This window comes from Phenylobacterium koreense, from assembly GCF_040545335.1.
Classification (GTDB): domain Bacteria; phylum Pseudomonadota; class Alphaproteobacteria; order Caulobacterales; family Caulobacteraceae; genus Phenylobacterium; species Phenylobacterium koreense.
The window spans coordinates 265,227-289,494 of sequence record NZ_JBEPLU010000003.1; the positions used below are offsets into that span (position 1 = coordinate 265,227).

Here is a 24,268-nt window from a genome sequence, read left to right on the forward strand (position 1 = left end):
TAATTACTGTACATCACCGGGTCAAGACGTCATAAGGGGCTGGCGGCGATTTCCGCCGACGTGCCCCGAGGAGTAGAAACATGCCAAGAAGCGCGGTCGACCCGGCGCGAGCGGCAGCCACCAAAAGCCTGCGCCAGGAAGCTGGTCGCTGGCTCAAGGCCGGTCGCGAAGCTGCGGGCCTGACTCAAGCCGAACTGGCCGAGCGCGTGGGCCTGCGCTATTACACCTTCGTCTCGCAGGTCGAGAGCGGTCTTGGCCGCGTACCGATCGAGACGCAAGGCGCCTGGGCGAAGGCCATCGGCCACGATCCCGCCGCATTTGCCCGCACCTTGCTGCGCTATTACGAGCCGGAGCTATATCGGCTGTTGTTCGGGGACGCCGCGGGGGACGCGCAGGTCGCGCGCCGCGCTGGCAGGGGCTAAGGAACTACCGTCGTAATGGACAACGTCGTCCCGTTCGCGCCGCGGCCTAACGCCGGCGGCGGCTGGACCGCCGCTGAGCGGGAGCGACTCTCGGAACTCGCCGATCGTCTTTCGGCCGGCGGCGCGAAGGTCGAAATCGTCTACGGCATGACCGACGAAGGCGACCCCTGGTGCGTCATCAAGGACGACCAGGAAGAGGTCTTGATCCACGTCGCCCGCATCAATGGCGGCTTCGTCGTCCACGACGCTTCGGTCGATACGATCCAGCAGGGCGAGACGCTCTGGTCCGCCTGCGACCGCCTGCTGGGCGGCGACTGGCGGCAAAATCGCGAGGACGTGGTCGTTTCGCTGAGCGGCCGCCAGGCCCAGACCCTCATCGCCTTGGTCGTAGCCGCCACCTTCATCGAGCAGGCGCACGACGCCGAGGCCGCGACCATCGTCCAGGCGACCGATCATCAGCCCGCCCTGCCCGCCGCCATCGCCGTCGCCACCGCCGCCCAGCCCGCCGAGGATGACCTGCAGCGCCAGGATCTGCTCGCTCCGCAGCACGACGGTTCGAGCGAGCCGCCGGCCATGACTTCCGGAGCCTCGGCTCCGGTCGAGGATCACGCCGCCGAAACGGCTGCGGCGCCTGCCGCGCCCGAGGGCGAGGACGTGGCGGCCAGCACCGTCGAGGACGATCTCTCCACTCCTGAACCCCGGATGGCGAGCGCCGGGCCCGCTTCACAGGACCTGGACCTGCGGGGAACCGACGGCGACGATTCCCTTGTCGGGGGCGCGGGCCACGACACCGTTCAAGGCGGCGCGGGCGATGACACCCTGGACGGCCTGGCGGGGAACGACAGCCTGGCCGGCGGATCGGGCGCCGACCAGCTCTATGGCGACGAGGGGAACGACACCCTCGACGGGGGCGGCGCTCCGGAAGGACGTTTCGATTTCCTCGACGGCGGCGCGGGCGACGACCACCTGCACGTTTCCTCCAGGACCATCGCCAGGGGCGGTGAAGGCGCGGACACCTTCATATTCGCACCGCGACCGGCTCCCGACGGGCTGGTGGGCGTGGCCCTGGATTATTCGGGCCGCCAGGGAGATCGCCTTGTCGTCGAGGGCCAGGACGCCAGGGTCGTCTCGCAGCAGGAACAGACGAACATCTTCGAAGGTCACCCGGAATTCGCGGCTCAGTTCAACGTGACCAAGGTCCAGCCGGGAGTACGGATCGGCATCGACCTGAACGGCGACGGCGCGGAGGATGGATATGTCCTCGTCGGTCGCCCGCCGGCGGACACCCAGGCCCTGGAAGGCGCCCACGTGATCCTCGAGGTCGGTCGGCTCCCCGAGCAGGACGCGCAGCCGCTTGAGCTGCCGCTGAACCGCTTGCTCGATCAAGGCGATTTCCTCGCCTAGAGCGTGACGGCTAGCGGCCGACAAGGCTCCACGCGAAGCTCAGGTCCGCCACGAAGGCCGCGAACGTGCTCGCCTTGGCCTCCGGCTCCTGGATGCGCAGCAGGAAAGACGGGTGATAGGTCACCACGCCCTGCGCCTGATCCTCCAGTTGGAACGCCTGGCCGCGGCTCCTGGCGATCGGAACGGTCTTGCCGAAGACCGCCAAGGCCGCCGTCCCGCCCAGCGCCACGATCACCCGCGGCCGGATGATCCGCCGCTCGGCGTCCAGCCACCACCGACAGGCCGAGACATGGGTCGCGGCTGGCGTCTGGTGGATCCTGCGCTTGCCGCGCAGTTCGTGGCGGAAATGCTTCACGCCATTGGTCACGTAAGTCTCGGCGCGCGGTACGCCGGCGGACTCAAGCGCCCTGTCCAGCACCTTGCCGGCCGGGCCTATGAATGGCTGACCCGTCAGGTCCTCCTGGTCGCCGGGCTGCTCGCCGACGAACATCAGCCGGGCCGAGGCCGGCCCCGCGCCGGCCACGCCTTGCGTCGCGCCACGCCAGAGTTCACAGCGCCGGCAGACATCCACTCCGGCCTCCACCTCCTGCAAGGTCGCCGGCGGGATTTGGTCATTGGGATTTGAGATGACCTGGCGGACCATGACGGCGGCTTTCGGCTGATCGATCGGTTCCGGAATGACCCACGCCTGCCGCCGGTTCCTCGATGATCGAGCCCGCGCCTAGGGCCGATACCTGATCACGAAAGCTTCGCGGAACCATCGGCTCGCCGCGCATGTTCCCCCCGCGCCATGACGCGCCTGACCATACGGCACGAGACCCGCTACACCTACGAACGGCCCGTGCGCTTTGGCGAGCATCGGCTGCTCGTCCGGCCGCGCGACAGCCACGCCACGCGCATCGTCCAGGCGTCCCTCGCCTTCTCGCCCCAGGGCCAGACCCGCTGGCTCTATGACGCCCTGGGCAACTGCGTCTGCGTCTTCTGCCCCGAGGGCGAGGCCTCGGAGCTCTACATCGTCAGCGAACTGGTGATCGAACGCTTCATGGTTCCGCTCGCGCCGCCGCCGATCGATGATCCGCGCACAACCATGCCGCTGGTCTACCGGCGTCCGGACCGCGCGGTCCTCGACCCCTTCATCGACCCAGCCTCGGACGACCCGGAAGCGGTGCTCCTCAAGTGGCTCCGGGTCCAGATCGGGCCGCCGGACGAGACCGCGCAAGACTTCGTGGTCCGGCTCAACAGCGTGATCCGCGCCCAGTTCGACTACCTCGCCCGCGCCCAGGAAGGCTGCCAGCCGCCCCCGGAGACCATCCTCAAGGGCCAGGGCACCTGCCGGGATTTCGCCTGGCTGATGGTCGAGGCCCTGCGCCGGCTCGGCTTCGCGGCGCGCTTCGTGACCGGCTATCTCTACGCTTCGGCCGCCGAGACGCGGGGCGCCGGCGCGACCCACGCCTGGTGCGAGGTCTTCCTGCCGGGCCTGGGCTGGACCGAGTTCGACCCGACCAACGGCCTGGTCGCCTCGCCCGAACTCATCCCCGTCGCCACCAGCCGCACGCCAGAGGGCGCCTCGCCGATCCGCGGCGTGATCTTCGGCGATCCGGGGACGTCCCAACTTCACGTCAGCGTCGACGTTCGCCCCGCCGACGCCATGCAGGCCGCGGCGGAATAGCTCGGGAGGACATGTGATGACGACCCACGGCTTCCAGCAGCAGAACCAGACAGGAAGCTTCCAGCTCCCCAAGTCGGCCGCCACCCAGCAGCACGGCGAAAAGCCGACCAAGAGGATCACCAAGGGCAAGAAGCCCCGTTCGGTCGAACCGCGGCCGGGCCACTAGAGCGCGTTCCGTCTGATCGCATTCGTGCTCCAAGGCGCAGGCTCGACGCATCCGCTCGCGCGGTTGTAGCCTTGCCGCAATGGACCTCATCGACCCGTTCGCCCTGGCCAGCCCGCGCTTCATCACTCGCCTGAAGAATGGTGAGCCGCACCAGGTCTTTTCCGGCTTCCTGTTCCATGTCGAGGCCGACCGCTACATCGTCCTGACCGCCCTGCACTGTCTGCTGCGCCCCAACATGCCCTACCACAAGCATCGCGGGACGGAGGCCACCTGGGCAGAGACCTTCGGCCACGATCTCGACTGCGAGGCCCTGGGTCTCAGCGTGCCGCTCTACGACGGCGCGCGGCCGCGCTTCCGCTGGCACCTGGACCCGCACAACGCTTCCCTGGACATCGCCGGCGTCCCGGTCCGCCTGCCCGCGCGCCCGCAGGCGATCAACTGGCTAGGCAATTTCGGCGACTATGACGTGGTCGAGGAGGGCTTGCCGCTGACCACCGGCTCGGCTGGCCTGATCTACGGCTTCCCCGGCGGCGCGACGATCTTCGGCGCGGCCCCGATCGCACGCGGCTTCACCCTGGCCAGCGACTATCGCATCAACCCCTTCGCCTTCCATGTGGACGGCATCGGCGGCGCCGGGTGCTCCGGCGGGCCGGTGGCGCTCCGGGCCGAGCGGGGCGACCGCACCCTGCTGCAATGGATCGGGATCTACGTCGCCACCCACGACGCCGAGCGCCTCGGCCGCTGCATTCCGCTCGCCCCGATCGAGGAGGTCGTCCAGTCGATCGTCGCCGAACCCGAGCTCTGGGCCTAGCTCGATGAAGAAGGCTTAATCCATTCGGCTGTAGAGCCCCCTTCAGCCCGTGGATGTCCACGTGCTTAACGCGCATCGCCGGGATCGTAATCGGCGCCGCACTCAGTGGGGGTCCCCTTGGAAGTATCTCGTCTCGTGCTCGCCGCCAGTCTCGCCGCGGCGCTTCATCCCGTCGGCGCCCTGGCCCAGGAGGCGAGCCACGTGGAAGAGTTGGTCGTCACCGGCGAAAAGACCGAGCGCAGCCTGCAGGACACCGTCACCAGCGCCGCCGTCGTCACCGCGCGCCGGATCGACCAGGAGAACATCCAGAGCTTCTTCGACATCGCCAACCGCACAGCGAACGTCACCGAGAGCTTCGGCGGCGCCGGCTTCACCATTCGCGGGATCAGCAACCGAGGCGTCTCCGGCGGAGGCAATGGCGGCGTGGTCACGGTCTATGTGGACGGCGCGCCGATCCCTGACGACGCCCTGCGCAACGGCCCGCTCGACACCTTCGACGTCGCCCAGGTCGAGATCCTGCGCGGCCCGCAATCGACCCTGCAGGGCCGCAACGCCCTGGCCGGCTCGGTGATCATCCGCACCCAGGACCCGACCTGGACCTGGTCGGGGATCGCCCGCGCCCTGGTCTCCGACGAGGACGAACGGACCTTCTCGATCGCCGGCGGCGGCCCGATCGTCGCCGACCAGCTCGCCTTCCGCCTCGCCTACCAGGATCGTGACGCCGACGGCTTCATCCGCAACACCACCCTCGACCGACAGGAAGACCCGACCCGCGCCAAGACCCTGCGCGGCAAGCTGCTTTTCACGCCGTCGGTCCTGCCGGGCCTGACCGTCCGCGCCGGCGTCACCCACGACGAGCGTAAGGGCGGCTATCTCTACACCTACGCCCGGACGGACACGCCGGACGCCGCCGACACCCGCGTCTCGCTCGGCGACTTTCCCACCGACGCCGACAACACCACCGACCTGATCAGTGTCACGGCGGACTACAAGTTCGACAACAATTTCACCCTGTCGTCGGCCACCGCCTGGAGCAAGGTCGACAGCCTCATGCGCTACGACACCGACGGCACGGCCCAGCCGCTGGAGTTCGGCACGATCGACCAGGTCGACCAGAGCTTCACCCAGGAGCTGCGCCTGGCCTATGACGGCGAGCGCCTCTCCGGCCTGGTGGGCGCCTATTACGCCGATCGCGACCGCGACTACGGCCTGACCAGCCGCGCCAACGTCCCGACGCCGCGCAGCACCATCGTCGCTCAACTCATGGCCCTGGGCCTCGGCTCGGCCCAGGCCAACCAGATCGCCACGGTCTATGTGGCCGCCCTGCCGGCGGTCGCCATCGACTTCAATGGCCAGGCCCCCGACGAGGTGAAGACCGCCGCGATCTTCGCCGACGGCCGCTATCGACTGACCCCCCAGCTCTCGCTGCTCGCCGGCTTCCGCTATGACCACGAGGAATATACTCAGAGCGTGGACCAGACTTCGGTTTTCGGGGGCGCCTATCCGAACCCGGCTGCGTTCGGCCCCCTGGCGCCCGCCATCGCCCGCCTGAACCAGGCCGTCGCCATGTCCGTCGCCCAGGCCAACGCCACCGTCGCGCCGGCCTCGCGGGACTTCGACGCCTTCCTGCCGAAGCTGGGCGTGAAGTACGACTTCACCGACGACGCCTCGCTCGCCTTCGTGGTCCAGCGCGGCTACCGGTCGGGCGGCTCGTCGATCAACGTCGCCCGTTCCGACGTGGTGGCCTTCGATCCGGAATACACCTGGAACTACGAGCTGGCCCTGCGCACCGCCTGGCTGGCCGACACCCTGACGGTCAACGCCAACGCCTACTATGTCGACTGGAAGGATCAGCAGGTCTCGGTGAACCTCGGCACCAGCCTCTACGACTACCAGACCGAGAACGCCGGCAAGTCCCATCTCTACGGCTTCGAGCTGGAGACCAACTACCAGCCCAGCGCCGCCTGGGGCGTCTACGGTTCGGTCGGCTACAGCCGCACCGAGTTCGACGACTTCCAGGTCATGAACGGCGCCGCCAGCGTCGATCTCTCGGGCTCGGAGTTCGCCTTCGCCCCGCGCTGGACGGTGGCGATCGGCGGCGACTACCGCTGGACCAACGGCCTGGCCCTGAACCTCAACGCCAGCTACCGCAGCGACATGTACGGCGCCACCGGCGTCACCCAGGGGCAGACCCGCATCGACGAGCGGATCCTGGTCAACGGGAAGTTCGGCTACAACGCCGAGCACTGGTCGCTGTCGGTGTTCGCCAACAACGTCTTCGACGAGACCTACATCCAGTACGAAGACGCCGCCCGCAATCGCGCCGTGTACGGCGCGCCGCGGGTAATCGGCGCGATCCTCGAAACGCGCTGGTAATCGGAGCTGGCGCCGCCGAGAGGACTTCCCCGGCGGCGCCAGAGTCTGATACGAGGAACGGCATTGAATTAAGCCGTTTAAAATAGGGAGGTCGCCCGCGCGACCCTTTGCGAACCGCGCGCGGGCGGTACGCTGTTGGAAGCACAAATTAAGAAGGATGATGCGGACATTTCCGCATCCGATACCGACGCGCCGGAACCCAGCCTGGCCGAAAAGGAAGCCGCCTACGAGCGGTTCGTCTGGGACAATCTGAAACGCAATTATATCGGCAACTATCTGCACGGCATGCTGGGCATGACGGGCTTCAGGCTGGTCAACGCGCCGACCTTCCTGCCGGCCTATCTGCACATGATCTCCGGGTCGAACACGATCGTCGGCCTGGGTCTCGCCCTGCAGCAGGTCGGCAGCATCGTCTCGCCCGTGGTCGGGGCCACCCAGATCGAACATCGGACCAAGGTCATGCCCGCGGCCATCTGGATGGGCGGCCTCGCCCGCGTCCAGATCGTCGGCATGGCCCTGGCCGGATGGTTCATGTCGGGCCAGCCCCTCGTCTGGGCCATGCTGCTCTTCATGTTCCTGTTCGGGCTGTTCATGGGCGCCCAGCGGGTGGTCTTCGGCCTGCTGATGGCCAAGGTGATCCCGCTCAGCCGTCGCGGCCGCCTGCAGGCCTGGCGCAACGCCACAGGCGGCCTGATCGCCGCCGTGCTGGCCTGGGCCGCCGGTAAGTACCTGATCGCCGGCAACGTGCTGGGCAACGGTTACGCCACCACCTTCGCCCTGGCGGCCTTCCTGACCAGCGCCGGCCTATGGACCCTGCAGTTCCTGCTGCGCGAACCGGAGCCGCCGAACCTTCCAGAGCCCAGCCGGCTGCGCGACCGCCTGAAGGACTTCCCGCGGCTCATCATGTCCGACAAGGGCTATGCCTGGTTCCTGGTCGTGCAGATGGTCACCACAGCCAGCCGTATCGCGACGCCGTTCTACATCATCTACGTCTCGTCGGCGATGTCGCTGGACGGTAAGACGCTGGGCCTGCTCAGCCTCGCCTATCTGGGAGCCGACACCCTGTCCAACCTCCTGTGGGGGTATCTCGGCGACAAGACCGGCTTCCGCCTGGTCCTGATCTTCTCGCTGGGCGCTTGGTTCGCGGCCACCCTGCTGCTGCTGCTCAACCACCACCCGTGGGCGATCTTCCTGTCCTTCTTCGGCCTCGGCGCGGCTCAGTCGGGCTACATGATGGCCGCCCAGACCATGATCCTGGAGTTCGGATCGCGGGCGGAAATGCCCATGCGCATCGCGATCTCCTCGACCGCGGAAGGCATCATGGCCTCGCTCGGCCCGCTGGCGGGCGGCCTGGTCGCCGACCACCTGGGCTTCACCACGGTGTTCGGCGCTTCGCTGGGCTTCCTGATGATCGGCCTGATCGTCCTCCTGACGGTCGTGAAGGAGCCCCGCACGGCGAAGATGGCGTAGCTCTCAGGTCGTGCTAGATCGTTCTCCATGAAGCCGGAGAAGGAGCCCGAGGTCATCGACCTCGCCCAACGTCGAAAGGCGCTCCAAGCTCGCGAGGCGGCCGCCAAGGCCGCCCGCGAGAAAGCCGAGCGCATGGCCCGCAGCGGCGGATCGGTCATCGGCGGACGCAAGCACGCCGGCTGGATTCTTCTCGCCGTCGTGCTGGTGCTGCTGGCCCTCTACGTGGCGCCCAGATTTTTCTGAGCGCCTTTTTCTTTTCCGGTGTCACAGGCCGCGGGCCTGGTCCGTCCTGTGTTTGAAACCAACACGCAGGAAAGGACCTCCCCATGTCGCCTCGCCTCAATCCCTACGCCGCCGCCCCCGAGATGATCGCGGCCATGAGCGCGCTGGAAAAGGCCGTCGTCTCCTCGGGTCTCGAGCACAGCCTGATCGAGCTGGTGAAGACCCGCGCCTCGCAGATCAACGGCTGCGCCTTCTGCATCCACATGCACACCCAGGACGCGCGCGCGGCGGGCGAAACCGAAGAGCGGCTGTATATGCTGTCGGCCTGGTGGGAGACCTCGGTCTTCACCCCGCGCGAGAAGGCCGCGCTGGCCTGGACGGACTCACTGACCCTGATCGCCCAGACCCGCGTCCCCGACGCCGACTACGAGACCATGCGTGAGCACTTCGATGAGGCTGAGGCCGTCAAGCTCACCATGCTGATCGGCGCGATCAACGTCTGGAACCGCCTGGCGGTCGGCTTCCGTTCGACGCACCCCAGCAAGTGGTCGGCCCAGAAGGTCGCCGCTTAACCCCACCTGCTCAGGCGGCCAGCTTCTCGGCGGCCGCCTGAGCGATGCGAGCCTTCGCCATCTCGTTGGCGACTTCGTGGGTCGGCCGCCCCTCGGCGATCGCACGGTCCAGCACCTCTTCCAGCGTCTGGGTCAGCTTGACCAGCTTGGCGTCGACCCAGCTCGGATCGAAGGCCTCGCCGCGCTCCAGCGCCCGGATCTCGCCGGCGACGTTGATGATCCCGCCGCCGTTGATCACGTAGTCCGGGGCGTACAGCACGCCCATTTCGAACAGCGCCCGCCCGATCTCCGGATCGGCCAACTGATTGTTGGCGCCGCCCGCGACGACCTTGGCCCGCAGTCGCGGCAGGGTCTCTTGGTTGATCGCCCCGCCCAGGGCGCAGGGAGCGAATACGTCGGCCTCCGTGTCGAAGATCTCGCCCGGCGCGACGATCTGGGCGCCCGTGCGCTCGGCCACCGCGGCCAGCGCCGCTTCATTGACGTCGGTGAGGATCAGCTTGGCGCCGGCGGCGTGCAGCTTCTCGGCCAGAAAGCCGCCCACATGGCCTACGCCCTGGATCGCCACGGTCACGCCGTCCAGGTCGCGCTTCAGGGCGCGCCGCACCGAAAGCCGGACGCCGCGGAAGATGCCCTCGGCCGTCACCGGACTCGGGTCGCCCGACGCGGCCGGATGGCCCTCCAGCCCGGCGACGAAGCGCGTCTGCTTGCGCGCGCTGGCCAGGTCCGACGGCGAGACCCCGACGTCCTCGGCGGTCCAGTAGCGGCCGCCCAGCGCGTCCACAGCCCGGCCGAAGGCTTCGAACAGGGCCGGCGTCTTCATGGTCCGGGAATCGCCGATGATGACCGCCTTGCCGCCGCCCAGCTCCAGGTCGGCCATGGCGTTCTTGTAGGACATCGCCCGCGACAGCCGCAGCGCGTCCTCCAGCGCCGCCTCCGCGGAGGCATATGGCCACATCCGGCAGCCGCCGGCCGCAGGGCCGCGCGCGGTCGAGTGGACGGCGATGATGGTCTTAAGGCCGGTTTTTTCGTCGAAGAACGAGTGTACGCCTTCGTGTCCCTCGAACGCAGGAGAATCGAACAAGGTCATGCTGCTATCACCGCCTCAAACCGGAATGACTTGCCCACGGCTCTACGCCTCGGACCTCCCATTCACAAGCCCGCCTTCGCCTCCTCGCCCGCCTCTGCGGTGATTGGCGCATTCCGCTTGGTCGGCGTCGCCGGGATCGGCGGCGCTCCGGACGGCAGCGGGGCGGCGGGGTCGAGAATGAAGGAGAGCAGGTCCTGCCACACGACCGGCCCCTGCAGGTCCCGCGTCATCAGGTGCCAGCCCTTCCTGTAATAGGCGGACTTGTCGGTCGGCTTCAGGCGCGCGGCCGCCTCGAAGGACGGCTCCTCGGGGATGATCTGGTCGTTCGCGCCATAGATGTAGAGGATCGGGACCTTCACCGCCCCGACCGATCGCCAGGCCCGCTCCATTAGGCCGACCAGTCCATAGAGGGCATCCGAACGCGCGCCCCAGGTCATGAGCGGATCCTTGCCCATGCTGATCAGTTCTTCGATGTTGTCGGTCGGCTTCACCCGCCGGGTCAGCCAGCGCGGCGGCGTATAGACATGACTGCCTGTGAACCGCGCCGTCGCCCACAGCATGGTCTTGTAAGGCAGGGGCAGGTTCGACCAGCCCCAGACCGCGGGCGCCATCAACATCAGCCGGTCAGCGGCCGGCGGGCGGTCCGAGGCGAAGGCCTGGATGGCCACCGCGCCGCCCATGCTCTCCCCGGCCACGATAACCGGCGCCCCCGGGTGCCTGGCCCGGGCCAGGGCGGTCAGGGTGCGCAGGTCTTCGACCATCAGCTCGTCGCCCGCCCAGATCCCACGGCCGGGCGAGCGCCCGAACCCGCGCTGGTCGTAGGCGTAGGTCGTGACCCCATGCTCGGCCCAATAGGGCGCGGCCAGGTGGAAGGCGTTGGCGTAGTCGTTCATGCCGTGGACGGCCACCACCACCGCCACCACGTCCCCTTGCGCCGGCCAGCTCGTCAGGCCCAGCCGGGCGCCGTCGAACGAAACGAAGCTTTCGCCTTCCATGCGAGGCCCCTGAAATCCCATCGGCGGCGCGCCGGCCTGCTGAACCATCAGCGGAGTGCACGCGCTCAACATCACGGCGGCGGATATGGCGGCCAGGCGTCTCACGATCCCAAAATGCCTTTCACCCTTTCCCGAAGATAAGGTGTCACCTCCGCCTCGAACCAGGGGTTGCGCTTCAGCCAAGCCGTATTCCGCCACGAAGGATGCGGCATGGGCAGGACCGCCGGCGCATATTCCCGCCATGCCCGCACCGTCTCGGTCATGTTCGCCTTGGCCCGCGCGCCAAGCGCCCAGGCCTGGGCGTGACCGCCGACCAGCAGGGTCAGTTCCACGTTCGGCAGCTCGGCCAGCAGCCTGGTCCGCCAGAGCTGCGCGCACCTGGGCGGCGGCGGATAGTCACCGCCCTTCGGATTGGTCCCAGGGAAGCAGAAGGCCATGGCCGCAACGCCGATCTCCGGCCGGCCATAGAAGGCGGGCGCGTCGACGCCCATCCAGCCGCGCAAGCGATCGCCGGAAGGGTCGGTGAAGGGCGCGCCGCTCTCATGCACCCGCCGTCCCGGCGCCTGGCCGCAGATCAGCAAGCGGGTCTGGGCGCTCACCATGACCACCGGGCGCGGCTCATGCGGCAGTTCCCCCGCGCAGGCGCGGCACTCGGCGATCTCGGAAAGCAGCTCTTTCAGGGGCACGACAGCACATATAGGCGCGCAAGCCCCACCCCCGCCACTGCATCAAGCTTCGCTTTGAGCGCGGTCAATTTTTCTTCAAACAAATCGGCGTAGGTGGTCCTGGGCGAAGTACGGGGGCGTCTTCCCAATGTTGAAATCGATCAAGGCGCGCATGCGCGCGTCGTGGGCTGTGGGCCTTGCCGGGGCATTGAGCGTTGCAGGGCTGAACGCTCTGCTGCTGGCGCGATTGGAGAGCTCCGTCACCGGCGACGGCGTAGAGCTCGTGGCGCTGGCCAGCCGCATCAACCTGATGGTCGGAGCGGCCATGCTGGTGGGCGTGGTGATCGGCGCCCTGTTCTTCGAACGCCTGATCGTCGGCGCGCTGGGCGAGATGACCCGCGCGGCGACCAAGCTGTCCCAGGGCGACTTCGCCGTCGTCGTGCCCGGCGCGGGCCGCCAGGACGAGATCGGCGAGATGGCCCGCTGCCTGCAGGTCTTCCGCGAGAACGGCGAGGCGCGCGCGCGCCTGGAGGCCGAGGCCGCCGAGATGCACGCCGAGGTGGATCGCAAGCTGAAGGAAACCGAAGCCGCCTTCGCCGCGGCCGGCCGCGACCAGAAGCTGGTGGTGGACGCCATGGCCCGCGAACTGGCCCGCCTGGCCCAGGGCGACCTCACCGTCCGTTTGAACGAGAGCGTCGCCGCCGAGTACTGGGCCCTGAAGGACGACTTCAACTCCGCCGTTGAGCGGTTGGCGAGCGTCGTCGGCTCCATCGCCTCGGCCGCCGATCAGATCCGCTCCGGCTCGGGTGAGATCGCCAACGCCACTGAGGACCTGTCCCGCCGCACAGAGCACCAGGCCGCGAACCTCGAAGAGACCGCCGCGGCTCTCGACCAGATCACCGTCACCGTGAAGCGCACGGCCCAGGGCGCCGACCAGGCCAACGCCGTCGTCGCCACCGCCCGCAAGGACGCCGAACTCTCCGGCGAGGTCGTGACCCAGGCCGTCTCGGCGATGGGGGAGATCGCCGAGTCCGCTGGCCGCATCAGCCAGATCATCGGGGTGATCGACGAGATCGCCTTCCAGACCAACCTGCTGGCCCTCAATGCCGGCGTCGAAGCCGCCCGCGCGGGCGAGGCTGGCCGAGGGTTCGCCGTGGTCGCCTCCGAAGTCCGGGCGCTGGCGCAGCGCTCCTCGGAGGCCGCCCGCGAGATCCGCGACCTGATCGCTCGTTCCGGCGAGCAGGTGGATCGCGGCGTGAAGCTGGTCGGCCAGACCGGCGAGGCGCTGACCGGCATCGTCGGCAAGGTCGGCGAGATTTCCGGCCTGATCTTCGAGATCGCCGCCTCGGCCAAGGAGCAGTCCATCGGCCTTGCGGAGGTGAACAGCGCCGTGAACCAGATGGACGAGTTCACCCAGCAGAACGCCGCCATGGTCGAACAGGCGACCGCCGCGACCCAGGGCCTGACCCGTGAGGTCGGCGACCTGACCGAGCGCGTCCACCAGTTCCGCCTGGCGGACGTCGGCCCCGCCCGCGCCGCCCAGCAGCGTCTGCAACGGGTCGTCGGCGGCGGCCTGCGGGTGGTCTAGTCCTCGGACTGCGCCGCCGGCGGCGGCGCCTCCCCGGGCAGGGGCAGGCGCAGGCGATAGACGCCCTTGAAGTTCTCCGGGTCGGCCGGCTTGCCGTGGCGGGTCACCACGATCTTGCCCTGCCGCGCCAGTCCGCGGGCCGTGGAGCGGACATGGCCGGTCAGCCGGCGCCAGTTCTCGTTGTCGGCGGCCCGCGCCACCTCTTCAGACGACGCGGATTTGCCCGGCGCCAGGCGCCCGAGCACGTCGAGGATCACAGCTTCCATATCGACGGCCACGATCAGCCTCCACGCTTCAGGGTTTCGCGGGCGATGACCACCTGCTGGATCTGGCTGGTGCCTTCATAGATCCGGAAGATGCGCACATCGCGATACAGGCGTTCGATGCCGTGGTCGGCCACATAGCCGGCGCCGCCGAAGATCTGCACCGCACGGTCGGCCACGCGGCCGACCATCTCGGAGGCGAAGTATTTGGCCGCCGCGGCCTCCATGGTCACGCTCTGGCCGGCGTCGCGCTTGCGGGCGGTCTCCATGGTCATGGCCTTGGCGACCAGGGCCTCGGTCTTGGAATCCGCGATCATCCCCTGAACTAGTTGGAAGCTCGAGATCGGCTGGCCGAACTGCTTGCGCTCGGTAGCGTAGGCCACGCAGTCGGCGATCAACCGCTCGGCCACGCCCACGCAGACCGAAGAGATGTGCAGGCGCCCGCGGTCGAGCACCTGCATGGCCACCTTGAAGCCCTCGCCCTCGGCGCCCAGGCGGTTCTCCGCTGGCACCCGGACATTGTCGAAGATTACGTCGCAGATGTGCGCGCCCTGCTGGCCCATCTTCTTCTCGGGCTTGCCGACCGACAGGCCCGGCAGGTTCCGCTCGACCAGGAAGGCCGAGACCCCGCCTCCGCCCGGCTTGGACGGATCGGTCCGCGCCATCACCGTGAAGAGGTCGGCCTTGTTGGCGTTGGTGATGAACCGCTTCGAGCCGTTCAGCACGTAATGGTCGCCGTCGCGCACCGCCCGCGTCTGCACATTGGCGCTGTCGGAGCCCGCCTCCGGCTCGGTCAGGGCGAAGGAGGTGATGATCTCGCCCGAGGCGATGCCCGGCAGGTACCTGGCCTTCTGGGCCTCGGTCCCGAACATCACCAGGCCCTGGCTGCCGATGCCGACATTGGTGCCGAAGGCCGAGCGGAACGCCGGGCTCGTGCGGCCCAGCTCCACACCGACCAGGCACTCGTCCTCCATCGAAAGGTCCAGGCCGCCGAACGCTTCGGGGATCGAAAGACCAAAGAGGCCCAGCCCCTTCATCTCGTCGATCACCTCCTGTGGAATGGCGTCGTCCTCGGCCACCTTGGCCTCCAGCGGACGCAGGCGTTCAGTCACGAACCGGCGCACCGTGTCGATGAGCTGTTCGCGGGTTTCGAGGTCGAGGGCCATAGAAGTCTCAGTTACTTGCAGGTGGGGGTGTCCGCGTCGGGGGGCGCGAACTTCTGGATGGTGACGGCCACGACCGGGTCGGGCCAGGTTTCGACGTGGGTGCTTCCGGCGGGCACGGCGCAGACCGGCGCCATACGGCGCATCAATTGCCCTTGGCGGATCGCCGCGATCTCGACCTCGAAGGCCACCGGCGTGGTCAGCCCGTTCCAGACCTTCATGATCGACTGGCGCTTGGCCTGCGAGGCGTCGAGGGCGAAGGCCAGGCGGCCGGCGCCGACGCCCTTGTAGGTCTCCTCGCCCTCCGGCGCCGCCAGGCCGAGGCGGCCGGCCTGGACGTCTTCGAGCATCGGTTCGCCGCCCGGCTTCAGCCGGATGATCGCCCGCTGCTGCAACATCACCTGCGCCTTGCCGTCCTCGACCTTGGTCTCCGGGTCCAGGCCCGCCGCCTCCAGCGCCTGGAGCATGTTGCCCGCCGGCGGCTTCGCGGCCTCCTGCGCGCTCGCGGCCGAAGCTGCGCTCAGCGCCAGGACTGCGATCACGGCGGCGCGCATCAGGCGCGCGCCAGAGCCAGGGCCGAACCCTGCCCCACGCCGACGCACATGGTGGCGAGCGCCCGCTCCCCGCCATTCTGCTTCAAGGTCCGGGCCGCGGTCAGGGCGAGCCGCGCGCCCGAGGCGCCCAGCGGGTGGCCGATGGCGATCGCCCCGCCATTGGCGTTCACATGGGCCGCGTCGTCCGGCAGGCCCCAGGCTCGCGTGCAGGCCAGGGCCTGAGCCGCGAAGGCCTCGTTCAGCTCGATCACGTCGAAGTCGCCGACCTTGATCCCCAGGCGCGCGGTCAGCTTCTCGACCGCCGGGATCGGCCCGACGCCCATGACCCGCGGCGCCACGCCGCCGGCCGCGCCGCCCTGGATGCGGGCCAACGGCTCCAGGCCCAGCTTCTCCACCATCTCGGCCGAGGCCAGCAGCAGGGCGGCCGCGCCGTCGTTGACGCCCGAGGCGTTGCCCGCCGTCACGGTGCCGCCCTCGCGAACGATCGGCTTGAGCGCCTGAAGGGCTTCCAGAGTCGTGTCGGGGCGCGGATGCTCGTCCTGGCCCACCACCGTCTCGCCCTTGCGATCCTTGATGGTGACCGGCGTGATCTCGCCGTCGAAGAAGCCGGCGGCGCGAGCGGCCCCCACCCGCGCCTGGCTGCGCTGGGCGAAGGCGTCCTGGTCCTCGCGGTTGACCTGATAGTCGGCGGCCACGTTCTCGGCGGTCTCCGGCATCGCGTCCACGCCGTACTGCTTTTTCAGCGCCGGGTTCACGAAGCGCCAGCCGATGGTGGTGTCGTAGATCTCCGGCGTGCGCGAGAAGGCCGTGTCCGGCTTGGCCATCACGAAGGGCGAGCGGCTCATGCTCTCCACGCCGCCGGCCACGATCAGGTCGGCGTCGCCCGAAGCGATGGCCCGCGCGCCGGCGATCACCGCGTCCAGGCCCGAGGCGCACAGACGGTTCACCGTCATGCCCGGCACCGTCTCCGGCATGCCGGCCAGCAGCAGGGCCATGCGCGCCACGTTGCGGTTGTCTTCGCCGGCCTGGTTAACGCAGCCATAGATGACCTCGTCCACCCGCGCCCAGTCGAGTTTGGGAAAGGCGGCCATCAGCGCCTTGAGCGGATGGGCGGCCAGATCGTCGGCCCGCACCTTGGAGAGCGCCCCCGCATAACGGCCGATCGGCGTCCGCAGTCCGCCACACAGATATACAGTCCGGCCTTGCATACTGGTTTCCCGCCGCCTAGTTCGCTGCTGATAGAGGCCGCAAACTAGTGTTTGAAGGCGCAACGAGCAAACCCCCAAAAGGGGGCCAGGGGATGGAATGGACGGCGGCGAAGAGCAGGAGATCGGCGGCTGGAAGCACCAGGTCGTCAAGGACGGCGAGTGGGCCGGATGGGTGCTTTACGGCAATGATCCGTTCGAGGATCACGCAGGCCCCTTCTACTACCGCATGGACGATGACGGCCGGCCGGTCTGCGCCATGCGCGCCGAAAAGCATCACATGAACGGCGGCGGCTTCATGCATGGCGGCGCCATCATGACCTTCGCCGACTACTGCCTGTTCGTGATCGCCCGAGACTCCCTGCAGGACAGCCGCAGCGTCACCGCGTCGTTCAACGGCGACTTCGTGGGCGCGGTGCCGCAAGGCTCGCTGGTCGAATGCCGCGGCGAGGTGGTGAAGGCCGCCCGCAGCATGGTCTTCGTCCGCGGTCTGATCACCACCGGAGGCGAGCCGGTCATGAACTTCTCGGCGATTATCAAGAAGACTCGCCCGAGGATGGCGGCATGAAACTCGACGCCGCCGCGCTGAAGCGCCTGGCCCCCGCCGCCGTCATGGTGCTGCTGGCCGGCCCGATCTTCCTGTTCATGGCCGCCGACCTGATCATCTTCATGGTCATCACCCGCGGCCGGCCCGCCGCCTCCGCAGAGGTGGTGAACCTCTCCATGGAAATCGTGGTCTGCATCTTCACCGGCCTGGTCGCTTCCTACGGGATCCGGTCGATCATGCGGACGCTGAAGGAGTAACCGCCGCCTCTCCTTGAGTGTCATCCCGGTTTCGGTCGCAGACCGAGGACCGGGGCCCATGAACACCGGATACTGCGGGACTGCGCGTCGGAGCCCGACCTCCGTCTCACGGCGCGAATGGGTCCCGGCCTTCCGCTTCGCTTCAGCCGGGATGACACTTCGGGGATGGCGTCAGCTCATCCCCGCCTTCGCCGCGGGCCGCTCCCGCATCGCCTGCATCCAGCGGCCCAGGTGGGTCATTTCCTCCGGCATCGGCAGCTTGATCATCCGGGTGAAGTCGATGCCGATGAAGGCGACGATGTCGGCGATGGTCAGGCGCTCTCCACCCAGCCACTCGCTCTGCGCCAGCCGCCGGTCCAGCACCCTCAGGCCGCGCAGACCCATATCCCTGTTGTAATCGGCCACCGGCGGATTCTGCGTCTCCAGGGCCGCCAGGGCCGGATGGGTGTGACGCACCGCCAGCATGAAAGGCGTGGCCACCAGCATCTCGGCCCGGCGCATCCACATCTCGATCACCGCCGTCTCGTGGACGTCGCCGCCGAACAGGTTCGGCTCCGGATAGATGCTCTCCAGATAGCGGCAGATGGCGATGGATTCGGTGATGGTCACGCCGTCGTCCATCTCCAGGGCCGGGACGTTCGGCAGGCCCGCCTTCTCCAGGTAATCCGCCTGCTTGTGCTCGCCCTGGATCAGGTTGAGGGCGACGACCTCGATGTCGTCGATCCCCTTCTCGGCCATCACCCAGCGCACCCGGCGCGGGTTCGGGGCGATCGGCGTATCGTAGAGCTTCATCCTCGTCTCCTCCCACGGCCGGCCCACGGCTCGCCGCTACTGGCCGAACAGTTCCCGCGGCATCGCCCCCACCAGGGCGCCCGTCATGCAGGTGGCGAGGAAGCCGGCCAGCAGCGCTTTCCACACCATGCCGATGATCTCGTTGCGTCGTTCGGGCATCAGCACGCCCATGCCGGACACGGTTATCCCCACTGACCCCACGTTAGCGAAGCCGCAGAGTGCATAGGTGAGGATCATGCGGGTGCGCTCGGTCATCTCCGCCTCGGGGATCGCGCCGAGCTGGATGAAGGCGATGAACTCGGTGAGCATCAGCTTCACGCCCAGCAGGTAGCCGGCCTTCAGCGCCTCGTCCCAGTGCACCCCCATCGCCCAGGCGAGCGGGGCGAAGATGACGCCCAGGATGCGCTCGATGGTCAGCGGCGCGCCGTTCACCGCCGGCAGCACCGACAGCACGCCGTTGCCGATCGCCACGAAGGCCACGAACACGATCAGGATGGCCGAGATGTTCAGCACCACGGTCAGGCCGTCCATGGTGCCCTTGCTGATGGCGTCGATGGAGGAGTCATATTTCAGCAGCGAGCCGTAGTCGGCGTAGAAGCCGCCCTGCCCCGGCTTTTCCGGCACCATGATCCGGGCCAGCAGGATGCCGGCCGGCGCCGAGATGATCGAGGCGACCAGCACGTGCGCCGCCGCATTGGGCAGCACCGCCTTCAGGATCGTCGCATAGGCCACCATGGTCGAGCCGGCGACCGTCGCCAGCCCCACCACGATCATCAGGAACAGTTCCGAGCGGGTCAGCTTGTCGAGATAGGCGCGGATGACGATCGGGCTCTCGATCATGCCGAGGAAGATGTTCACCGCCACCGCCAGGGCGGAGGCCCCGCCCAGCCCCATGGTCTTCTGGAACAGGAGGCCGAAGGCCCGGGTGATCAGCTTCAGGATGCCCCAATGCCACAGCAGCGCCGAGAGCGACGAGATCACCAGGATCAGCGGCAGCACCTGGAAGGCGAACACGAACAGGGCGCCGGAATTGGTCACCTGATAGGGCTGGTCGCCCCCGCCCATGTAGCCGAACACGAACTGCGTGCCCTTCGCGGTGGCCGCCGCCAGGCCGTCGACCCCGTCGTTGATCGCCTGGATCATCGCTTGGGCGCCGGGCAGGCCGAACAGCAGCACGATCAGCCCGATCTGCACGACGATGGAGCCCAGGGCCAGCCGCCAGGGAAACGCCTTCCTGTTCTCCGACAGCGCCCAGCAGACGGCGATGACAAAGCCCAGGCCCGCCAGGCTCTGGGCGTTTTCAGGTCGGAACATTCATGGCCCCCGGACCGGCCGCCGCGCGCGGCGGTCCAACACTTACTGTCGCGCCCCGTGCGGCGCAGTTTTTCGCGCCTATTGACTACGGAGGGGTATGGCCGCGCAAGCGGGGCGTAGCGCCGCGCTTGCAACGAAAGGAGGCGACTAGGACGCGCCCAGCCGCATCAGCACCTCGCGCGGAATGCCGTAATGCTCGATCGCCGGCTTCTGGTTGCGGATGCCGCAGGCCTCGCGCTGGATGAAGTAGTACCAGACAGCCTTCGCCGCCTCCTTCAGCAGCGCCGGCCGTTCGTCAACCGGCCCGCCCCGCGCGTCGAACGCCCGCAGCGCCGCCAGCGCGGTCTCGACCCGCTGCCCCGCCCGGCCGAGCGCATAGCCGCGCTCCTCCTGGATCTCGTAGTCGAGGATGCTCGCCCCGGTCTTGAAGAGCGGCGAGGACGAGCCCTGCGGCATGCGTAGACTGGACATGCGGCCAATATGGCCGCCGAGGGACGTCGAACCAAGACCCCAACGCGCCCACCCTCCCCTTCATGGGGAGGGTGGATCGGCGCGTAGCGACGAGACGGGTGGGGTCTTGCTGACTCAGGGAGGAAAAACTACTTCCCGGTCAGTTCCTTCACCAGCTCCGTCCGGCCATAGACCTTGGCCAGCGCCTCGGTCGCGGCGGAGGTCGCCACCACCACCGTACGGTTGATCGAGCCGTCGTAGCCGAACGCCCCGCCCAGCGAATGGATGTTGCCGTCGAAGGCCGCGCCAAGAATCTCGCCCTTGGCGTTGACTACCGGCGAGCCGGAATTGCCGCCGATGATGTCGTTGGTGGTGACGAAGTCAAAGACGGTCGAACCGTTCAGCCTGTCCTTGGCCGCCACCCACCGCGGCGCGAGCTGGTAGGGCTCGGCCCCGGTCGCGCGCTCATAGAGGCCGGCGATGTTCGTCGTCGCCGGGATCGTCTGGCCGCGGTAGGTCCAGCCACCGACCTTCCCGTAGGAGAGCCGCAGGGTGAAGGTCGCGTCCGGATAGACCTCCTCGCCATAGGCGGCGAACTTGGCGCGGGCCACGCGCTCGGCGGCCGCATCCGTCGGCGCCTGGACCTCGGTCTCCCAGGTCTTGCGCACCGCCCGGGCGTTCGGATCGTTCCGCAAAGCGAGCTGGATCAGCGGATCGTCCGAGGCGGCGATCGCCTTGGCCCCGCCGTCCCACAGCGCCTTGCGCACCGCCGGGTCGGCCAGCTTGGAGCCGGCGACCGCACGCTGGGCCAGGCCCTCGGGGCTTTCCTTGCCCAGCAGGGTCTTCACGGCCGGATCGTCGGTGGTCAGGTATTCGCGGGTCTTGGAGAGCCAGAACGAGAGATAGGTCTCCTCCAGCGGCGCATCGACCGGCTTGGGATCGAGCAGCGTCTTCTCCATCAGCGCCAGGCGGGCGTCGGCGAACTCGGGCAGACGCTCGGCGCTCGGCTTGCTCCGCTCTTCGGCCGCGCGCACCAGGGTCCGGGCGTAATCGTAGAGCTTCGAATAGGTCGCCCCGCCCTCGATCTGGCGATAGCGGACATAGTTGTTGGCGTAGGCCTCCTGCGCCTTGGCGATGTCGCCCCACGGATCGCCGATCTCGGCCGCCAGCTTCGGATCGGCCGTGATCTTCGCCTTCAGCTCGGCTTCCTGCGCGCGCTTGGCGTCCATGAACGCCTTGTCGTTCAAGGCGAACTGCTGGCCGAAGAAGACCTTGTAGGAGTTCTCGATCCCGAACAGCGGGTCGGTGGCGATGCGCTTGTGCTCGGGGCTCTCTTCCGAGAACCGGATCAGCCGGCCGCGGATCTCCGAGCGTTGGAGCTGCCCGACAGGAATGGTCAGGTCGCGCAGGGTCTCGAGCTGGGAGACCGTCATCAGGCGGTTGGTCGAGCCCGGATTGCCGGAGACGAATGTCGCCTCGCCGTCCTGCGGCGCGCGGCTCGTCCAGGTCAGGTGCTGCGGCGTCGCCGCCGGCTTGCCGTTCTCGTAGAGCCGCACGAAGCCGATATCGAGGTTGTAGCGCGGGAAGTTGAAATTGTCGGGATCGCCGCCGAAGAAGGCCGTCGCGAACTCCGGCGCGAACACCAGGCGCACGTCCGAATACTTGCGGTACCGGTAGAGCTTGTACTGGCCGCCGCGGTACAGGGTCACCACCTGGCAGCGGAGGTTCGGGTCATCGCCGCAGCCGGACTTTTCCAGCGAGGCCATGACCGCGTCGCGCGCCCGCACGAAGTCCTGTCCGGTCTTGCCCAAGCCGGCCGCCTGCACCTCCCTGGTCACGTCGGTGATCGAGGTCAGGATCTCGGCCTGCATGCCCGGGCACTTCTTCTCCTCCTCGCGGGAGGCGGTCAGGAAGCCGTCCTGCACATAGTCGGTCTTGTCCGACGAGAGGTCCTGCGCGCACTCGACCACGCAGTGGTGGTTGGTGAAGACTAGGCCCTTGTCCGAGACCAGCGAGGCCGAGCATCCGGTGGTCAGCCGCACCGAGGCGCCCTGCACCCGGTCCAGCCATTTCTGGTCGAGCTTCAACCCGTAGGCTTCGTTGACCTGGGCGAGGGGGAAGTTGTCGTAGGTCCACATGCCTTCGTCGGCCAGGGCCGGCGCAGCGGAAATCGAGAACGCAGCGGCCAGGCCAAGGCCCGCGCCGTACTTCAGTCGGATCATATTCAGCAGCCTGATGGACACGGGCGCCCCCGAGCGCCCGCCGGATGCTTCCATGTAACGCTCGCGTCCTGGTGTGGCCAGCGCGGCAAGTTCGCCTTACCTCGATTTAACTAGGCCATCGGCCCCGCCTCGCACACATGCTGCGGCTGAGGAGGCCCCATGTCACTGGCTCTGGCGACACTGATCTTCGAATGGCGGCGCTATCTGGCCGCGGTGATCGCGCTCGCCTTCTCCGGCCTGCTGATCCTCGCCCAGGTCGGGATGTTCACCGGCATGGTCCAGGCCGCGACCGCCACCATCGACCGCTCCCGCGCCGACCTGATGATCATGCCGGCCAAGTCGGAGAGCCTGATCAATTCCGGCCCCTCCAGCCTGCCGCGGCGCATCGGGCCGCAGCTCTATCTCAATCCCAACGTCATCGAGGTGGCCAGTTTCGACGGCGGCGGCGGCCGCTGGACCAACCAGCCGGAGGGCGGCCAGAAGCAGGTCACCACCTGGGTCCAGGTCAACATGGTCGACACCGAACCGGGCGCCCTCACCCTGCCCGTCGACTATCCCGAGAACGTGCGTCTGGCGCTCATGGAGCCCAACGCCGTTGCGATCGACCGCTCGGCCCTCGGCCGCCTCGGCGTAAAGCTCGGCGACACCGCCACGGTGAACGGCAAGACGGTCCGAGTCCGCGCCCTGCTCGACGGCTATCCGGACGTGAACCAGGCCTCGATCGTCGTCTCCCGCGACACGCTTCGCCGCCTAGGCATGAACGAGAAGGGCGAGAAGACCGGCCCGCTGATGGTGCGTATCGCCAACCCCGCCCAGGCCGAGGCGATCCGCGACCAGCTCAACGCCGGGGCCAAGGGCGCCTATCGCGCCTGGACCCGCGCCGAGCTCGCCCGGGCCAACGAAGGCGCGCTGATGAAGGAGCAGATCATCGGCATCTTCCTGGGCTTCTCGGTCTTCCTCGGCTTCCTGATCGGGGTCGGCATCACCTCCCAGACCCTGCGCGGGGCGATCCTCGCCAACATCAAGGAGTTCGCCTCCCTGCGCGCCCTCGGCGTCTCCATGGGCTCGCTGCGGCTGATCGTGCTGGAGCTCTCCTTCTGGGTCGGGGTGGTGGGCCTCGGGGCCACCGCCCTCTTCACCTTCCTCATCTCGCTGCTCGCCCGCAGCGCCGGACTGCCCATGGGCTTTCCGACCGGGTGGGTGGCGCTGGTCGCCGTGCTGCTGATGGCGATCTCCCTCGCCTCCGGACTCATGGCCCTGGGCGTCCTCAAGAAGAGTCAGCCTGCGGACCTGCTGCGATGAACGCCCCGCACCCCCAACCGATCGCCCTGCAGGGCGCCGGCCTGGTCAAGCGCTTCAAGACCGGCCGCACCCACATCGAGGTGCTCAAGTCGATCGACTTCGATTGCCGGCACGGCGAGATGACCATGGTCATGGGCCCCTCCGGCTCGGGCAAGTCGACCCTGATCGCCGCGCTCTCGGGCCTCCTGCGCCCCGACGAGGGCAAGGTCACCGCCCTCGGCGAGGACCTCTGGAGCCAGCGCCCAGGTCGGATCGACAAGTTCCGCCTCGACCACTGCGGCTTCATCTTCCAGGGCTTCAACCTGTTCGGAGCCCTGACCGCCCTGCAGCAGGTGACGACGATCCTGAAGTACAAGGGCTACTCGCCGGCCGAGGCCCGCGACCGCGCCGCCATCGCCCTCACCGAGGTCGGCCTCGGCAAGCGGCTGGAGCAGCGCCCGGCCGAGCTTTCCGGCGGCGAGAAGCAGCGCGTCGCCATCGCCCGGGCCCTGGCCAAGGACCCTCGCCTGCTGTTCGCCGACGAGCCGACCAGCGCCCTCGACGGCGAGAACGGCCAGATCGTCATCAAACTCCTGCAGCGCGCCGCCAAGGAGCATGGCGCAGCCGTGATCTGCGTCACCCACGACCCGCGGCTCGAGGCCTATGCCGACCGCATCATCCACATCGAGGACGGCCGCATCCTGGACGACCGGCGCACCGCCGACGTCGCGGCCCAAGCCAAGCAATCAGCGCTCGCCGGAGCCTAGGAAGAC

26 protein-coding genes are annotated in these 24,268 nt (G+C 68.3%); 14 read left to right on the forward strand and 12 right to left on the reverse strand.

Going from position 1 to position 24,268, the window contains the following annotated elements:
• Positions 1 to 80: 80 nt before the first annotated feature.
• Together ABID41_RS17290 and ABID41_RS17295 are read left to right on the forward strand one after the other, a co-directional pair.
• On the forward strand, positions 81 to 422 hold the full coding sequence (locus ABID41_RS17290; protein WP_331931740.1) for a helix-turn-helix domain-containing protein: 342 nt from the start codon (positions 81 to 83) through the stop codon (positions 420 to 422).
• 15 nt (positions 423 to 437) lie between these two features.
• The gene (locus tag ABID41_RS17295) at positions 438 to 1,826 is read left to right on the forward strand and encodes a calcium-binding protein (RefSeq protein ID WP_354298264.1); all 1,389 of its coding nucleotides are present in this window, start codon (positions 438 to 440) and stop codon (positions 1,824 to 1,826) included.
• 10 nt (positions 1,827 to 1,836) lie between these two features.
• Here ABID41_RS17295 and ABID41_RS17300 read toward each other — a convergent pair whose 3' ends face one another.
• On the reverse strand, positions 1,837 to 2,469 hold the full coding sequence (locus tag ABID41_RS17300) for a UdgX family uracil-DNA binding protein (RefSeq protein WP_354298265.1): 633 nt from the start codon (positions 2,467 to 2,469) through the stop codon (positions 1,837 to 1,839).
• Between the two features lie 147 nt (positions 2,470 to 2,616).
• Between ABID41_RS17300 and ABID41_RS17305 the strand changes: the two genes are divergently transcribed.
• The 7 genes from ABID41_RS17305 to ABID41_RS17335 all read left to right on the forward strand — a co-directional run bounded on the left by ABID41_RS17305 (position 2,617) and on the right by ABID41_RS17335 (position 9,112).
• A complete protein-coding gene (locus ABID41_RS17305; protein ID WP_354298266.1) occupies positions 2,617 to 3,495 on the forward strand; it encodes a transglutaminase family protein in 879 nt (292 codons plus the stop codon).
• Between the two features lie 16 nt (positions 3,496 to 3,511).
• Entirely contained in the window at positions 3,512 to 3,661 is a 150-nt protein-coding gene (locus tag ABID41_RS17310; protein WP_331931744.1) for a hypothetical protein, read from the forward strand.
• Positions 3,662 to 3,740: 79 nt separating this feature from the next.
• Positions 3,741 to 4,472: a hypothetical protein gene (locus tag ABID41_RS17315; RefSeq protein WP_354298267.1), complete on the forward strand. Its 732-nt coding sequence runs from the start codon at positions 3,741 to 3,743 to the stop codon at positions 4,470 to 4,472.
• Between the two features lie 117 nt (positions 4,473 to 4,589).
• The gene (locus ABID41_RS17320) at positions 4,590 to 6,848 is read left to right on the forward strand and encodes a TonB-dependent receptor (protein WP_354298268.1); all 2,259 of its coding nucleotides are present in this window, start codon (positions 4,590 to 4,592) and stop codon (positions 6,846 to 6,848) included.
• Positions 6,849 to 6,983: 135 nt separating this feature from the next.
• Complete coding sequence (locus ABID41_RS17325) at positions 6,984 to 8,318, forward strand: MFS transporter (protein WP_331931747.1); 1,335 nt, start codon at positions 6,984 to 6,986, stop codon at positions 8,316 to 8,318.
• A gap of 27 nt (positions 8,319 to 8,345) precedes the next feature.
• Complete coding sequence (locus tag ABID41_RS17330) at positions 8,346 to 8,561, forward strand: hypothetical protein (RefSeq protein ID WP_331931748.1); 216 nt, start codon at positions 8,346 to 8,348, stop codon at positions 8,559 to 8,561.
• Positions 8,562 to 8,644: 83 nt separating this feature from the next.
• Complete coding sequence (locus tag ABID41_RS17335) at positions 8,645 to 9,112, forward strand: carboxymuconolactone decarboxylase family protein (RefSeq protein ID WP_354298269.1); 468 nt, start codon at positions 8,645 to 8,647, stop codon at positions 9,110 to 9,112.
• A 10-nt stretch (positions 9,113 to 9,122) separates the two neighbouring features.
• On the opposite strand, the gene ABID41_RS17340 is transcribed toward ABID41_RS17335, so the two are convergent.
• From ABID41_RS17340 to ABID41_RS17350, 3 genes are all read right to left on the reverse strand, one after another.
• Positions 9,123 to 10,199: a Glu/Leu/Phe/Val dehydrogenase dimerization domain-containing protein gene (locus ABID41_RS17340; RefSeq protein WP_354298270.1), complete on the reverse strand. Its 1,077-nt coding sequence runs from the start codon at positions 10,197 to 10,199 to the stop codon at positions 9,123 to 9,125.
• A gap of 62 nt (positions 10,200 to 10,261) precedes the next feature.
• Positions 10,262 to 11,194, reverse strand: coding sequence for an alpha/beta hydrolase (locus ABID41_RS17345; protein ID WP_354298271.1), 933 nt, complete (start codon positions 11,192 to 11,194; stop codon positions 10,262 to 10,264).
• 101 nt (positions 11,195 to 11,295) lie between these two features.
• A complete protein-coding gene (locus ABID41_RS17350; protein WP_354298272.1) occupies positions 11,296 to 11,880 on the reverse strand; it encodes a uracil-DNA glycosylase family protein in 585 nt (194 codons plus the stop codon).
• A gap of 127 nt (positions 11,881 to 12,007) precedes the next feature.
• Here ABID41_RS17350 and ABID41_RS17355 point away from each other — a divergent pair, with 127 nt between their 5' ends.
• A complete protein-coding gene (locus ABID41_RS17355; RefSeq protein ID WP_354298273.1) occupies positions 12,008 to 13,447 on the forward strand; it encodes a methyl-accepting chemotaxis protein in 1,440 nt (479 codons plus the stop codon).
• Here the strand turns inward: ABID41_RS17355 and ABID41_RS17360 are convergent.
• From ABID41_RS17360 to pcaF, 4 genes are read right to left on the reverse strand one after another with little or no spacing between them, the layout of a single operon-like run.
• Positions 13,444 to 13,725, reverse strand: a complete 282-nt coding sequence (locus tag ABID41_RS17360) for a DUF3253 domain-containing protein (protein ID WP_331931754.1) — start codon at positions 13,723 to 13,725, stop codon at positions 13,444 to 13,446. The two genes, ABID41_RS17355 and ABID41_RS17360, sit on opposite strands and share 4 nt — an antisense overlap.
• A gap of 2 nt (positions 13,726 to 13,727) precedes the next feature.
• Positions 13,728 to 14,876, reverse strand: a complete 1,149-nt coding sequence (locus ABID41_RS17365) for an acyl-CoA dehydrogenase family protein (protein WP_354298274.1) — start codon at positions 14,874 to 14,876, stop codon at positions 13,728 to 13,730.
• Between the two features lie 11 nt (positions 14,877 to 14,887).
• On the reverse strand, positions 14,888 to 15,427 hold the full coding sequence (locus ABID41_RS17370) for a hypothetical protein (RefSeq protein WP_354298275.1): 540 nt from the start codon (positions 15,425 to 15,427) through the stop codon (positions 14,888 to 14,890).
• Positions 15,427 to 16,635, reverse strand: a complete 1,209-nt coding sequence (pcaF, locus tag ABID41_RS17375; protein WP_354298276.1) for a 3-oxoadipyl-CoA thiolase — start codon at positions 16,633 to 16,635, stop codon at positions 15,427 to 15,429. Before pcaF ends, ABID41_RS17370 begins: the two co-directional genes overlap by 1 nt.
• 97 nt (positions 16,636 to 16,732) lie before the next feature.
• On the opposite strand from pcaF, the gene ABID41_RS17380 reads away from it, so the two are divergent.
• On the forward strand, positions 16,733 to 17,200 hold the full coding sequence (locus ABID41_RS17380) for a PaaI family thioesterase (RefSeq protein WP_331932921.1): 468 nt from the start codon (positions 16,733 to 16,735) through the stop codon (positions 17,198 to 17,200).
• Positions 17,197 to 17,436, forward strand: a complete 240-nt coding sequence (locus ABID41_RS17385) for a hypothetical protein (RefSeq protein WP_331932922.1) — start codon at positions 17,197 to 17,199, stop codon at positions 17,434 to 17,436. Before ABID41_RS17380 ends, ABID41_RS17385 begins: the two co-directional genes overlap by 4 nt.
• Before the next feature lie 171 nt (positions 17,437 to 17,607).
• On the opposite strand, the gene ABID41_RS17390 is transcribed toward ABID41_RS17385, so the two are convergent.
• The 4 genes from ABID41_RS17390 to ABID41_RS17405 form a co-directional block, all read right to left on the reverse strand.
• Positions 17,608 to 18,228, reverse strand: coding sequence for a glutathione S-transferase family protein (locus tag ABID41_RS17390; RefSeq protein WP_331932923.1), 621 nt, complete (start codon positions 18,226 to 18,228; stop codon positions 17,608 to 17,610).
• Between the two features lie 36 nt (positions 18,229 to 18,264).
• Positions 18,265 to 19,542 (reverse strand): NupC/NupG family nucleoside CNT transporter, encoded by a 1,278-nt coding sequence (locus tag ABID41_RS17395; protein ID WP_354298277.1) that lies wholly within the window; start codon positions 19,540 to 19,542, stop codon positions 18,265 to 18,267.
• Positions 19,543 to 19,689: 147 nt separating this feature from the next.
• Positions 19,690 to 20,013 (reverse strand): DUF6665 family protein, encoded by a 324-nt coding sequence (locus ABID41_RS17400; protein WP_331932925.1) that lies wholly within the window; start codon positions 20,011 to 20,013, stop codon positions 19,690 to 19,692.
• 128 nt (positions 20,014 to 20,141) lie between these two features.
• The gene (locus ABID41_RS17405; protein ID WP_354298278.1) at positions 20,142 to 22,235 is read right to left on the reverse strand and encodes a S46 family peptidase; all 2,094 of its coding nucleotides are present in this window, start codon (positions 22,233 to 22,235) and stop codon (positions 20,142 to 20,144) included.
• 138 nt (positions 22,236 to 22,373) lie between these two features.
• Here ABID41_RS17405 and ABID41_RS17410 point away from each other — a divergent pair, with 138 nt between their 5' ends.
• Together ABID41_RS17410 and ABID41_RS17415 are read left to right on the forward strand one after the other, a co-directional pair.
• Complete coding sequence (locus ABID41_RS17410) at positions 22,374 to 23,516, forward strand: ABC transporter permease (RefSeq protein ID WP_331932927.1); 1,143 nt, start codon at positions 22,374 to 22,376, stop codon at positions 23,514 to 23,516.
• Positions 23,513 to 24,262: an ABC transporter ATP-binding protein gene (locus ABID41_RS17415; protein ID WP_354298279.1), complete on the forward strand. Its 750-nt coding sequence runs from the start codon at positions 23,513 to 23,515 to the stop codon at positions 24,260 to 24,262. The genes ABID41_RS17410 and ABID41_RS17415 overlap by 4 nt, the downstream gene beginning before the upstream one ends.
• Positions 24,263 to 24,268: the final 6 nt, after the last annotated feature.